12 protein-coding genes are annotated in these 13673 nt (G+C 58.4%); 3 read left to right on the top strand and 9 right to left on the bottom strand.

All coding sequences use genetic code 11. The features are described 5' to 3' along the window. Nucleotides 1-20 precede the first annotated feature (20 nt). From KDW95_RS19745 to KDW95_RS19735, 3 genes are all read left to right on the top strand, one after another. Nucleotides 21-1235 (top strand): ABC transporter substrate-binding protein, encoded by a 1215-nt coding sequence (locus KDW95_RS19745; protein WP_255853483.1) that lies wholly within the window; start codon nt 21-23, stop codon nt 1233-1235. 94 nt (nt 1236-1329) lie between these two features. Then, on the top strand, nt 1330-2217 hold the full coding sequence (locus tag KDW95_RS19740; RefSeq protein WP_255853482.1) for a branched-chain amino acid ABC transporter permease: 888 nt from the start codon (nt 1330-1332) through the stop codon (nt 2215-2217). A 51-nt stretch (nt 2218-2268) separates the two neighbouring features. Next, nucleotides 2269-3195: a branched-chain amino acid ABC transporter permease gene (locus KDW95_RS19735; RefSeq protein WP_040880194.1), complete on the top strand. Its 927-nt coding sequence runs from the start codon at nt 2269-2271 to the stop codon at nt 3193-3195. 65 nt (nt 3196-3260) lie between these two features. Here the strand turns inward: KDW95_RS19735 and KDW95_RS19730 are convergent. From KDW95_RS19730 to maiA, 9 genes are all read right to left on the bottom strand, one after another. Beyond that, a protein-coding gene (locus KDW95_RS19730) for an IS3 family transposase (protein WP_370646643.1) occupies nt 3261-4426 on the bottom strand; the annotation gives its coding sequence in 2 pieces (ribosomal slippage) (nt 3261-4150 and nt 4150-4426; 1167 coding nt in all). Nucleotides 4427-4753: 327 nt separating this feature from the next. After that, complete coding sequence (locus KDW95_RS19725; RefSeq protein WP_255853480.1) at nt 4754-6268, bottom strand: IS1182 family transposase; 1515 nt, start codon at nt 6266-6268, stop codon at nt 4754-4756. A 764-nt stretch (nt 6269-7032) separates the two neighbouring features. Continuing rightward, on the bottom strand, nt 7033-8304 hold the full coding sequence (locus KDW95_RS19720; RefSeq protein WP_255853479.1) for a TRAP transporter large permease: 1272 nt from the start codon (nt 8302-8304) through the stop codon (nt 7033-7035). Then, nucleotides 8301-8807, bottom strand: coding sequence for a TRAP transporter small permease (locus KDW95_RS19715; RefSeq protein WP_255853478.1), 507 nt, complete (start codon nt 8805-8807; stop codon nt 8301-8303). The genes KDW95_RS19720 and KDW95_RS19715 overlap by 4 nt, the downstream gene beginning before the upstream one ends. Nucleotides 8808-8850: 43 nt before the next feature. Further along, entirely contained in the window at nt 8851-9831 is a 981-nt protein-coding gene (locus tag KDW95_RS19710) for a TRAP transporter substrate-binding protein (RefSeq protein WP_255853477.1), read from the bottom strand. Between the two features lie 128 nt (nt 9832-9959). Next, on the bottom strand, nt 9960-10661 hold the full coding sequence (locus KDW95_RS19705) for a fumarylacetoacetate hydrolase family protein (protein WP_255853476.1): 702 nt from the start codon (nt 10659-10661) through the stop codon (nt 9960-9962). A 43-nt stretch (nt 10662-10704) separates the two neighbouring features. Continuing rightward, nucleotides 10705-11736 (bottom strand): cupin domain-containing protein, encoded by a 1032-nt coding sequence (locus KDW95_RS19700; protein ID WP_255853475.1) that lies wholly within the window; start codon nt 11734-11736, stop codon nt 10705-10707. A gap of 27 nt (nt 11737-11763) precedes the next feature. Further along, nucleotides 11764-12975: a 3-hydroxybenzoate 6-monooxygenase gene (locus KDW95_RS19695; RefSeq protein WP_255853474.1), complete on the bottom strand. Its 1212-nt coding sequence runs from the start codon at nt 12973-12975 to the stop codon at nt 11764-11766. 52 nt (nt 12976-13027) lie between these two features. Next, complete coding sequence (gene maiA / locus KDW95_RS19690) at nt 13028-13669, bottom strand: maleylacetoacetate isomerase (RefSeq protein ID WP_255853473.1); 642 nt, start codon at nt 13667-13669, stop codon at nt 13028-13030. Nucleotides 13670-13673 lie beyond the last annotated feature (4 nt).

Below are 13673 nucleotides of genomic sequence, written 5' to 3'. Positions count from 1 at the left end.
AATAACGCTTGGAGAACAATATGAACCTGATATCTAAAATACTGCTGGCCTCTGCCCTGGTTGCCACCACCAGCGCGGCCCAGGCCAACATCTCAGACGGAAAGGTCAAGATAGGGGTAATGGGCGACATGGGTGGTGTCTATGCAGAGATTTGCGGCCGAGGCTGTGTCGAGGCTGTGCAAATGGCGGTCGATGATTTCGGCGGCAAGGTGCTTGGCAGCCCCATCGAAATCATCAGCGCAGACGATCAGAACAAGCCCGACCTTGGGTCCACGATCGCGCGCAAGTGGATTGAGACCGAGCAGGTCGATGTTATTAACGGGTCAGTCGCCAGCTCCGTAACGGGAGCGATTACGAAATTAATGACTGAGCACGAAAAGATTACCCTCATTTCCGCTTCTGCCAGCCATGCGTTTACCACCAAGTCCTGCTCCCCATTTAACGCCCAGTGGACGTACGATGTCGTGGCCATGGCCAACGGCACCGTCAAGCCGATGGTTCAGAGCGGCAAGAAGAAGTGGTTCTTTGTCACCGCCGACTATGCCTTCGGCCATGCGCTGGAAAGCGTTGCCACAGACGTAATCCAAGCCAACGGCGGTGAGGTGGTCGGTGCCGTCCGGGCACCGCTGGGCACGACCGATTTTTCCTCCTATATCCTTCAGGCTCAGTCTTCCGGCGCCGACGTCATTGCACTCGCCAATGCGGGGAATGACATGGTCAATTCGCTCAAGACCGCCGCCGAATTCGGCGTCACCGAGATGATGGACATCGCCGGCCTGATGGTGTTTACCCAAAACGCCCAGGCTCTGGATCCAGCCATCGCAGGCGGCATGAAACTGACCATAGGCTTCTACTGGGATATGGATGAGCAAACCCGTGAATGGTCCAAACGGTACATGGCCCGCATGGGGGGCGCTATTCCGTCGATGATACACGCCGGCACCTACTCCTCGACCATGCACTACCTGAAGGCAGTGGAAGCTGCCGGCACCGACGAGTCCAGGGCCGTGATGGCCAAGATGAAGGAAATGCCGGTGGAGGACTTCTTCTCCCGCAACGGCTTCCTGCGCAAGGATGGCCGCATGGTTCACGACATGCTGCAGGTTCGCATCAAGAAGGCAGATGAACGCCGTGACGGCAACGACATTTTCGCCATCGAGAATGTGATTCCCGGCAAAGATGCCTACCTGCCCCTGGACAAGGGCGGTTGCGACTTCGCACTGAGCCAGAACTGACGGGCGCGCATCGGGGCAGACGGACGTCTGCCCCTTTCGATAACAACAATAAAAGGAAGCTAAGGCTTTCCGCTGAGCATTATCAGGTGTGGTTATGGCGACTCTCTTCGATATCAATCTCTTTGCCCTGTCGGGCCAGTTGCTGATCGGCCTGATCAACGGCTCCTTCTACGCACTGCTGGCACTGGGCCTGGCGATCATCTTCGGCCTGCTGAAGATTATCAATTTCTCCCACGGAGCCTTGTACATGCTGGGCGCTTTTTCAGCCTGGACCGGCCTGGAATACCTGCAACTCAACTACTGGTGGGCGCTTGTGCTGGTGCCGCTCGGCATCGGCGTTTTCGGCATCCTGCTGGAACGTACCCTGATCCGCCCCATCGCCCACGAGGATCACCTCTACAGCCTGCTGCTGACCTTCGGCATCGCCCTGATTCTGCAGGGCCTGTTTACACACTGGTTCGGCTCTTCCGGCCTGCCCTACGCCATTCCCGAGGAGCTGCAAGGCGGCACCAGGCTGCCGTTTATGTACCTGCCCAACTACCGCGCCTGGATCATCGTGTTCTCCCTCGTGGTCTGTGCCGGCACCTGGTATCTGATTGAGAAGACCAAGCTCGGTGCCTACCTGCGTGCCGGTACCGAGAACCCGCAGTTAATGCAGGCCTTTGGCATCAACGTGCCGCTCATCGTCACCCTGACCTATGGCTTCGGTGCCGGTCTGGCCGGATTGGCCGGCGTGCTTGCAGCCCCGATTTACTCCGTCGCGCCGGAAATGGGCTCCAATATCCTGATCGTGGTCTTCGCCATCGTCGTCATCGGTGGCATGGGTTCCATCGGCGGCGCCATCCTCACCGGCCTGGCCATGGGTGTTGTCGAAGGACTGACCAAGTACTTCTATCCCGAAGCCTCCAACACTGTGATCTTCCTGGTCATGGTGCTGGTGCTGCTGACCAAGCCCGCCGGCCTGTTCGGTAAAGAAGCATAGCCGGCGTACGACGGCACGCTCTCACCGCTTGATGTTTTTGAGGTCGCAATAATGAATAACAAAATGCTCAATCTGCTACTACTGGGTCTGGCGCTGGTAGCCCCCTTGGCGCTCTACCCGGTTTTCCTGATGAAAGCGCTCTGCTTCGCGCTCTTTGCCTGCGCCTTCAACCTGTTACTGGGGTTTGCCGGGTTGCTCTCGTTTGGTCATGCGGTGTTTCTCGGCACCGGCGCCTACGTCACCGGTTACCTGATGGTCACCTACGGCTTGACGCCCGAAGTCGGTATCCTGGCCGGCGTGGGTGCCTCAGCCCTGCTGGGCTTCATCTACGGCACGCTGGCCGTCAAACGGGAAGGAATCTACTTCGCCATGGTCACGCTGGCGCTGGCCCAGCTGGCGTTTTTCTTCTACCTGCAGGCGCCCTTCACCGGTGGCGAGGACGGCCTTCAGGGTGTCCCCCGCGGCAAGCTCTTCGGACTGGTCGATCTGTCCGACAACCTCAACATGTACTACTTCGTCCTGGCGATCTTTATCGCCGGCTTTGGCCTGATCCGCCGTACCGTCCACAGCCCCTTCGGCCAAGTGATGAAGGCGATTCGGGAAAACGAGCCCCGCGCCATCTCCCTGGGCTACAAGGTCAATCAATACAAGCTGCTGGCGTTCGTGCTCTCCGCAACTTTGGCAGGGCTTGCTGGGTCCACCAAAGCACTGGTATTCCAGCTGGCCTCCCTCAATGACGTACACTGGTTCATGTCAGGCGAAGTGGTGCTGATGACCCTGCTGGGTGGAATGGGCACCCTCTGGGGCCCCGTCCTCGGGGCAGGTACCATCATTGCCATACAGAACGTCCTGGCTTCGGGTCCCCTGGCCAACTACATTCATGTGATCATGGGTATTGTATTCGTGCTCTGTGTCCTCGCCTTCCGCAATGGTCTTGTTGGGGAACTGCAGAAGCTGATCAGGAAAAACTTTAACTAATCTTGCCGCAAGGTAATGTCGCTCTTCAACAGTGTGACGTGGTCAAGCGATAACGGACACCCCAGTTAAGCGGCTTCAGCCATTTGGCTCTTTCGTTCAAATTCAGCCGGACTCTGGTATCCCAGATAGGAATGTAGCCGCTGGCTGTTATAAAACATTGTGATGTAATGAACGATGTCCGCCCGTGCTTTCTCTCGGGTCTGGTAGTTGCGCCAATGAATGCGCTCGGATTTCAAGGTTCCGAAGAAGCTTTCGACCACCGCATTGTCCCAGCAATCCCCTTTGCGACTCATGCTGCCGGCAATACCATGCGCGTCGAGCAACTGCCGAAAGGCCTGGCTGGCGTACTGCACACCGCGATCCGAATGGTGGATCAGCTGACCTTGAGCGGGGCGACGGCTCCACAGCGCCATTCTCAAAGCATCACAGACCAAGGTGCTGGTCATGCGCTTATTCAGCGACCAACCCACCACTTTGCGCGAGTACAGGTCGATGACCACGGCCAGATACAGCCAGCCCTCCTGCGTCCACACATAGGTAATGTCACCTGCATATGCCTCGTCCGGGCCCTTGGCGGTAAAGTCCCGTTTCAGGCGATTCTCAAACACGGGCTGGCGGTGATTGCTGTCGGTGGTCACCCGATAGCGCCGGCGGTAACGCACCCAGATCCCTGCCTCCCGCATCAGGCTCGCCGCCTGATAACGCCCCACAGGATACCCCAGCGCCCGCAGTGCCTTGGCCATGCGTCGGGCCCCATAGGTATGATCCGAGCCCTTGGCCAGTGCCTTGATCCACTCGAGCATCTCTTCACGCTCAGGGTCCGGCTTTTTACTGTGACGCCGCAGGTAATCGTAAAACCCGCTGCGGGCCACATCCAGTATTCGGCAAAGCAGCTTCACCGAGTAGGCCTTCTTCTCCTGGACAATGAACTGATACCTCAGCTCGACTCTTTCGCGAAGAAGACCGCGGCTTTTTTTAAGACTTCTCGCTCTAGCTTCAGCCGGCGGTTCTCTTCGCGCAGGCGGCGCAGCTCTTCCTGCTCAGGGGTCAGGTTGCCATTGCCTCGAAAGGCGTCCTCCTGATCCGTCTGGAACTCCTGCACCCAGCGTCCTAGCATATTGGCATTGATACCCAGGTTCCGGGCAGCTTCAGTCCGCGCATAGCCGTGTTCTGTGACCAGTCGAACCGCGTCCTGTTTGAACTCTTTGGTGTACTGCTTTCTCGTCGTCATGATGTACCTCGGTTTCAGAGATTATCCCTTAACCGAGGTGTCCGGCGCCATTAGGCCACGTCAGAAGGCCCGCCCGCACGCAACACTTATCAGTCGATCGAGGTTGTTTTAAGTGTTTCCTTACTTCGAGGTGGCCGGATATGGGTCGAGGTAAGATGAGAGTACTCTAGGAGGCTGTCCGAGAATGCGGTGCGAGCCCGCCCGGCTGACCCCAAAGCACTACTTGACCATCCGAAGGTGATCTACGGTCAACCAAGCATCAACAAAAGGCCTCGTTATCCGCTTTACGAGGCCCCTTTTGCCTGTTTTAAGGCCAAATTCAGCCCTTTAGGTTGGGTTTGGCACTAAATTTCCGTATTCCGGGCGCACTAACCCCTTCGCCATCGCTTTGGCAATTTTTTTGAGATTATGGCTTGCGCACATCAGGGCAAATTCTCCAGCCGCCTTCAGATGGCTGCGGACACTGAAGCCATCAAAACCAAGGTTTTTGATCTGACCAAATACCGGCTCAACAATGGTCTTACGATCTTTATAGACCTCCCGGCCCTCGGTTGAGGCCATTTTTTCATTCATCTGTTGGCGTAAAGGCTCTTTGTCGTCGGTGCTGATCGTGCGGCCCTGACCTTTGTCGGATTGGCAGCAGCGGCTCTGGAAGAGACACGCCGCACAGTCTGCGGCCGCCGCTTGGTAGAACTTGCGGCCATCATTGCTACACCGTTTCAACGCCAGTACAGCACCACCGGGACAGGTGAAGTGATCCACGCCCGGGTGGTAGTCAAAATCGGCCTTGACGAGCTTGCGCGTCGAGGCACCCAGCGGCGTCGGGCACGGCTTCTCACCTCTGTCGGTGGCGATATAGGCGTCGACCTGAACCTTCTCCAGCGCCACCAGGTTCGCCCCCGACATATAGCCATTGTCGATGCTCATCTTCTCCGGCAATTGACCACCCGTGGCCACATGGATCGCGTCCAGGGCGGGGCCGACTTCCTGGATGTCATTGGCGTTCTGACTCAGGTGCTGCCCGACAATGATCTGGTGGTCACTGTCGACGCTGATCTGGCCGTTGTAGCTGTATTGAAAATGTCCCTTTTTGCCCATGATGCGAGCGTCGGTGTCGGCAAAGCTGATTTGCTTCTTGTCGTCGATCGGCTGGCCTGGATAAAGGGTTTCTTCGCGCTCTTCCAAGGCCTTTTTCGCCGCCCGGATTTTCTGTTGGCGTTGCTGTTTATGCTTCAGGTCGTCCGGTATCTCATAGCCCGTTTGCTGCTGGTAGACCTGGTTTTCCGCATCATCACAGCGCTCGGCCTTGCCAATGAGGTCAGCGATCTGGGCCGTCAGCTCTGTCTCTTGTTCTTTCAGGTGTTTGTAGCTCATCGCCTTGTGCTTGGAGGTATTGGCCTTGAACTTTGAGCCGTCCAGACTGATGTGCCCCAATGAGGCCAGCTTCAATTCCAGGGCCATCTGGACGCTTTGTCGAAAGCAGTCGTGGAAAAACGCCATGTGATTCTTGCGAAAATCGCTCAGCACACGAAAGTCGGGGCACTGCATCTGTGCGATGTACATGAAGGCCAGGTCCTGCCGGCAGCGTCGCTGAATTTCACGCGAGCTGAACACGCCATGGCTGTAGGCATAGATCAGAATGGAGACAAGGGCACGAGGGTGATAGGCCCGTTGCCCGATACGACTGTATTGCTGCTCTACCACGCTCATGTCGAGCTGAGTGAAGCTTTCTTCGTAGACAAAGCAGTCATTATCCTCAGCCAACAAATCAAAAATATTGCTGGGGAACAAGAGGCGCTGATCTACTTCAATCGGGCTGTCCTTGAACGGGGGTGACTGCATAGTGATGCTCGGAGGCTTCCTTGAGGGCGGACGCAATTATAAGTTAAAACTGCTCCGTTCTCGGACAGCCTCCTAGGAGGCTGTCCGAGAATGCCGGCCGTAGCGAGAGCCGGCTGATTTGAGCGGGTTTTTGCGGTGTTTTAAGGCGAATAGTGGTTCTATTTAACGAAAAACAGCCAAACTCAGGTGGTTCGCAGTAGGTTGAGTGTTCTCGGACAGCCTCCTAGTTGCCTACTGCCACCGAAACATCAGAGCGGCTCTTGCCCCCCCTCAGCAGCCGACGAGCACCGGGATTATGTTCCGATCAGACCCGAAGGGGCGAGACAGGGACTGTCGAGCCGCCGATTGGGGGCAGAGATGTCCCGCTCTTCAACTTGAAGGCAGGGCGTCCGAAGTATCATTCCGCCAGGCACTGTAGCCGAAGACCGGCTGATGGGGGTGCATTCTTCAAGGTAAAGAGCTTTGGTTACTTTTCTTTGCCAGTAACGCGCCAGCAAGGCGCAACAGGAGCGATCAAACCGCTCCGATACCCCAGCCTGTAACGCCATCTGCACGTCGGACAGGCAGTAAAACCGCTTAAGTACCAGAATCCGCACCATTGTTTCCGCTATGCAGGATGCCGGTCGGCCTTCGCTTCGATCGGTGGTCTCTCGCTGCGCTTGAGCCGTGCTACTTGCTCGGATACAAACTTTGCGACCTTAAAAACAAAAAAGCCCCACCGACAAAAGGTGCCGGTGGGGCTAAAAAGATATGAAGGTGAAGACTCAGCCCATCAGGCTCGGCAGCCAGAGGGAAATAGCCGGCACCAGTGCGATGATCAGCATGCAGATAAACATCGACAGCAGGAAGGGCAGCATGGCGCGGAACAACGCTCCCATCGGCAGGTTGGCCGCGGTCATGGCGATATAGAGCCCCGGCCCGACGGGCGGTGTTACCAGCCCCACCAGGGTTGCCAGGCTGATCATGACGCCAAAGTGAATCGGATCTATGCCAAAGGACAGCGCCGCCGGCAGGATAATGGGGACGATCACGATCATGACGCTGATGCTTTCGAGGAACATGCCCAGCAGAATCACCAGCACGTAGACCAGCATCAGGAAGACAATGGGGGATGTGGTTATGCCGCTGATCCACTCCACCAGCATGTCCGGTACGGCTTCGAACGACAACGCCCAGCCAAACACCGAGGCCGTGGCAATCAGCCCGGTGATGGTGGCGGTATTCAGCGCCACCGAGGCAAAGATGGCGCCCAGTTCCTTCACATGAATCGTCTTGTAAACGCCGGCACCAATAATAAACGCCATGATGGAAGCCACAGCACCGGCCTCGGTGGGTGTCATCACGCCGGCAATGATGCAGACGATGACCACCAGCGGGATGGTCGCCGGCAACAGCCCGGCAACCAGGTCCTGACGCACGCGACTTTTCGGGTGGCGCTCACCGCTGGGCAGGCCAGACACCAGGCCGGTGATAAAGATCACCAGGGCAAAGCCGGCCACGATCAGCAGGCCCGGCAGGATACCGGCGATAAACAGCGCCGCTATGGGCTGATAGGCCACCACGCCGTAGATGATCATCAGCATGGAGGGCGGAATAATGGGCCCCAGCAGACCACCGGCCATGGTGACGGCGGCGGAAAATTCCTTGTTATAGCCCTTTTCAACCATGGCCGGGATCATCAGCCGGCTCATCACCGCGATCTGCGCGGTGGCCGAGCCCAGAATGGAGGCCGCCATGGCATTGGTCAGCAGGTTGACGTACGCCAGCCCGCCCCTGAAACCGCCGACAAACACATCGGCGGCATTCATCAGCCGGGTGGTCAGGCCACCGCGGTTCATTAGTTCGCCCACCAGCATGAACAGCGGAATGGCCAGCAGGCCGTTCTGGTTCAGCGAGCCGTACAGCTGGATCGGCAGCGATGTCATCAGTACCGCAAGATCGGCCTGCAGCAGAAACACCAGGGTGCCCAGCAACAGGGTGATAAAGATCGGCAGGCCGGCCAGCAGGCTTATAAAAAATACAGCTGACGTCATCATGCGGCAGCCTCCTCGACTAATACGGGCTTGGCAGGCGGACACAGTAGCTGGATCAGCTGATGCCAGCACATGCAGTAGAAGGATGCCACCAGCACGCCGTAGTTGTACCAGCGCGGCAGGCCGGTAGTGGGCGATACGTCCGCCTTGATTTCAGGGCGCAGAATCCAGTCCGTGGCGTAATAGCAAAGCACCAGCAGGGTTGCCAGTACCACCAGATTCAGCAGGCGCTCCATCCAGACGGCGGCGGCACCGCTGAGTGCGGCCAGCAGCAGGTCCACCCGGACCAGCTTATTTGTGTGCAGCAGGTAGCTGACACCAATAAAGGTGGCCGAGATCAGGATTTGCACCGCCACTTCCTCGGCCCAGAACAGCGGGCTGTTGAAGAAGTAGCGCAGCACAACCTGGGCTGCAAGAATCATCGTCAGGCTGGCGGTCAGGCCGATCAACAGCGTGTATTCGATTTTGCCGACCAGCCGGTCCAGTGTTGTTATTAAACCAGACATAAAAACCTCGCTTGGCAGGGGGTTACCCTGCCCTGCTCAAGAGTTACCGGGTTTGCTCATAAAAGCTTTTGATCGCGGGGTTAGCCGCGGTGTAACTCTCGACGATGCTGTCGGCGACCGCCTGCAGCTGCGCCGGCTCAATATCGGTAACGGTCACGCCTTCTTCTTTCAGCCGCGCCAGGTTGGCAATCTCGGCTTCAGCCTGCTGCTCAAAGCCCCAGGCTTCGGCTTCATGGAACGCCTTCAGTACCTGCGCCTGTTTTTCCTCACCCAGCTTGTTCCACCAGACTTCAGATGCCACCACCACACCCGGGAAGGCCATATGGTTGGTCAGGCTCAGGTAGGGCGCCTGCTGGTACATTTTCAGGCCGACGACGATATCCAGATCCACATCCACGGCATCGAGGAGGTTTGTGCTCAGGGCCGGCGATACATCGCTGATGGCCAGAGCCGTCGGTGCGGCACCGAGCTGGCTCCACCAGTCGTTGAACAGCTTGTTGGGAAAGGCACGGACTTTCTTGTTGGCAAAATCATCCGCGCTGGCAATCGGTTTGGATGAAATCACATGGCGCATGCCCGCCAGGGTATAGCCCAGCCCCACCAGCTTGTGCGTTTTCAGATCCGCCAGCATCTGCTGTGCCGCGGGCGCCTGGGTGGCCCTGGCAGCATCGGCCACATCCTCGAAGGCATAGGGCAGGAACCAGGCATTGAATTCATCGGCGCGGTTGGACAGGCTGCCGGCCGTGAGGATAGCCAGCTGCATGCCGCCACTTTGCAGCAGGTCGATCATCTGATCATCGCCGCCGAGTTTCGACAGCGGGAAGATCATCAGGGAGTCCTTGCCACCGGTGTCGGCTTTAAGGTTGTCATTGAAGCGTTCCGCCACCTTGTGCCAGATATGGCTGGGCGGCGTGACATGCCCCAGGCGCATGCGCTCCGCGCTGGCTGACATGCTCATGGCCAGGGCTGCCGTGGCAACGGCAGGGAGGGCGACACAGCTGACAAGCTTTTTGAAATTGATCATGGGCTTGAACTCCACTTTTATAGTTATGTTCGGTGGCGTCAGGGGATGCTCTGCGCCATAAGTTGGTTGAACTGAGGAGCCTTCAAGGAACGCTCCTCAGTTACAAAACCCGTTCTGAAGCGGCTGATTTACTGCTTGATGGTCAGCTCGATATCGCCCACTTTTTCCACCGACCCGGTGATTTTGTCACCGGCTACAACCGCACCGACACCATCGGGCGTGCCGGTAAAGATCAGGTCACCCGGCTGCAGATGGTAGAACTTCGACAGGTGAGCGATGATTTCAGGCACATTCCAGATCAGCTTGTCGAGGTCGGACTGCTGCTTCACTTCGCCATTCACCGCCAGCTCGATCTTGCCGGACTCGATAATGCCGGTGACTTCCTTGGGAACGATGGCGGTCATGATGGCGGACTCTTCAAAGTCCTTACCCAGGTCCCAGGGGCGGTTGGTACTGCGCGCCTTGAGCTGCAGATCGCGACGGGTCATGTCCAGACCGCTGGCGTAACCAAAGATAATATCGTTGGCATCGCTCTCGGCCACTTCAAAACCTTCCTTGCCGATCGCTACCACCAGCTCCATCTCATAGTGATAGTTGCCGGTTTGCGGCGGGTAGGCGATTTCACTGCCCGACGGCAGCAGGCTGCTCGGGTGCTTGGTGAAATAAAAGGGTTCCTGCTCGGACTTGTCGACGCTCACACCCATTTCAGCGGCGTGGGCATGGTAGTTGCGGCCCACGCAGAAGATGCGGTGTACCGGAAAGAGTGCATCAGTGCCCGCGACTGTGGCCAGGGGCTGTTTTTTCGCCGGGAACAAGAGCTGTTCAGACATTAGGGTGTTCTCCAAAAATCGTTGTCATGAATAGGGGGGCTGATCAATAAATACCGAGGTACTGATGCAGCGGGCCTTCATCGGCCGTGATCATGAATGCCGGCTTGTCGGCGGATCGGTTGCTCAGGGTGATATCGGTGTAACCGGGCGCCGACAGGGTGTCTTTTTCCACCCAGTTCAGCGCATCGCCACCGTCAACGCTGAGGCTGCCCTCGCCTTCCACCGCATGAAATACGCAGGCGGTGGTGCGCTTGGGCAGGCGGATAGTCTCGCCGGGGCGCAGCATCAGGGCACCAAAGCCAATGCTCGGGAACAGGCTGGCGCCGTTTTCGGGGTTCACGTAGCTGATCCGCAGCAGGCCCTCGCTGTAATGGCTGGCCATTTCCACTAGGCAGGCGCGGGTCTTGTCCCAGGGATAGCGCAGCTGCGGCGAGTCCTGCTTGGCCCTCTGGAAATTGATATGGGGCACGACGCCTGCGGCACTGTACTCGGCAAAGGATTTGTCCTGCCCACGGTTATCCTGCTGTGGTGTACCCTCGATGGCCCAGGAGCCTTCGAGCTGGTACATCAGCGGCAGATCCAGCACATCCAGCCACATGATGGGGCCATCACCCTCGTGCTGATGCTCATGCCACTTGCCGGAGGGCGTCAGGATCAGGTCGCCACGCTCCATGCGGCAGACTTCGCCATCCACTGTGGTGGAGGCACCCTCGCCTTCGATAATAATGCGCACCGCATTGGGGGTGTGGCGGTGATTGGGGGCCGACTCGCCCGGCAAGATCAGCTGTATGCCCAGATAGATGCTGGGCGTGGCCTGCATGTTGGTCAGGCCGTGACCGGGGTTGGCCAGCACCAGTACGCGGCGCTCGGCCTTTTCCATCGGGGTCAGCTCGCCGGCCTGCAGCAGCAGCGGCCGCACGCTGGCATAGTCCCAGCACAGGGTCTGGGTCTTGCGGCTCGGCACGCGCGGCGGCAGTACCGCGCGCATGTTGGGCCACAGCGGCACCAGATTCTGCGCGCTCAGTTCATCACGATAGCTTTGCGGCAGATCTTCCAAAGTTCCAAGAGTTTGCATCGATTGATCCTCGTAATGATTGCGCGCTTAGTGCTCGCCCGGCTGTTTCAGACAGTTGGCGACGTTCCAGCTGTACAGCCACTCGACCGAATCGTAGAAGCGCTGCTGGGAACGACCCGCCCACAGCTGGTTGCGCACCAGGCGTTCAACGCCCTTGGCGTGATAGAGCCGGCCCATTTCGCGGGCGGACCAGACCACCCGCGCGGTACGGGGTATACGGATGGTCTCGTACAGACGGAAGGCCTTCTCCAGATCGTTGTCGCAGGCCCGGATCGCCTCGCCGAGGGTCACCGCATCTTCCAGTGCCATGCAGGCGCCCTGGGCCAGATACTGGGTCATGGGATGGGCGGCGTCGCCCAGGATGGTGGCGCGGCCCTGGCCCCAGCTATCCACCGGATCACGGTCCGCGGTGGCCCAGCGTTTCCAGGAGGTGGGTCTGTCGAGCATGCGGTGCGGACGTTCGTGGATACCCTCGAAATAGGACAGCACTTCTTCCTTGCTGCCCTCGCGCACGCCCCACTCTTCCTCTTCACGGCTGTGGAAGGTCACCACCAGGTTGTACTGCTGGCCGCCGCGCAGCGGGTAATGCACCAGGTGGCAGCGCGGACCGGCCCACAACATGGGCGCATTCACGCGCAGATCTTCCGGCATGTTTTCAACGTCAACCACCGCGCGATACACCACATGGCCGGTCACCTTGGCCTCATCGCCCACCAGCTGCTCGCGCACCACGGATTTGACACCGTCGCAGCCCAGCAAGGCGTCGCCTTCGAAACGGTTGCCCCTGGTATCGATCACGACCACGCCGTCGTCCTTGATCTCCATGTTCTCGATTTTTGTAGAGGTGTGGAAACTGATCAGCGGGTGCTTCTCCACCGCTTCCAGAATCGACAGATGAATATCGGCGCGGTGAATAACGCCGTACGGGTTGCCAAAGCGCTTGCGAAACGGCTCGCCCACATCGACCCGGCCCACTTCAGAGGCATCGATGGCGTCCATCATGATCAGATGATCGGTAAACACCGACCGGCTGCGGGCCGCCTCGCCCACACCCAGCGCATCGAGGGCCGCATAGGCATTCGGGCCCAGCTGAATGCCGGCACCGATTTCACCGATCTTATCGGCCTGTTCCAGCAACTGAACCGCGATCCCCTGGCGGGTCAGTGCCAGGGCCGCGGCCAGGCCGCCGATGCCACCACCAACGACAATGACTTTCTGCTTGAGTTTGTTGTTATTCATAAGGACTCCATTGCTTGAGCTAACGAATGAGGTTAACGCGTGATTGACTCGATTAGCCCTGAAAATCAGGCTGCGCATTCGGCGCCGCTTGCTGGAAAGCGCTCTGACCCTGGCAGTGTTCGTACACCGCCATGACCCGCGGGTAGGCCGCCATGTCAAAGCCCATGCGCAGCACATTAGCCACCTGGGGCACCAGGCAGACATCGGCCAGGGTGGCTGTCTGGCCAAAACAGTAAGGTGCATCGCCGTAACGCCCGAGCAAGGTTTCCAGCGCATTGAAGCCTTCGCGGGCCCAATGGCCATACCAGGCGTCTTTCTGGGCGTCGGTCACGCCCAGTTCGTTTTTCAGGTATCCCAGCACCCGCAGGTTGTTCAGCGGATGCATGTCGCAGGCAATGCCGTTGGCAACTTCCAGCACCCGGGCCCGCAGCAGCGGCTCCTCTGGGATCAGGTGCGGCTCGGGGAAGCGGTCTTCCAGATACTGAATAATGGCCATGGACTGACTCAGCACGGTGCCCTTGTCATCCACCAGCAAGGGCACGCCCCTGGACGGATTCAGCGCGGCGTAGTCGGCGAAACGCTGCTCGCCCACACGGATATTGACGCCGTGATAAGTGTAGTGAAGGTCCTTGAGCGCCAGTGCGATGCGCACCCGGTAGGACGTTGAACTGTTGAAAAAGCTGTATAGCTGCATCGAA

This window comes from Marinobacterium rhizophilum (assembly GCF_024397915.1).
GTDB classification, from domain to species: Bacteria; Pseudomonadota; Gammaproteobacteria; order Pseudomonadales; family Balneatricaceae; genus Marinobacterium_A; species Marinobacterium_A rhizophilum_A.
Note: the sequence above shows the minus strand (reverse complement) of the source record. Positions and strands in the feature narration are given on the sequence as shown.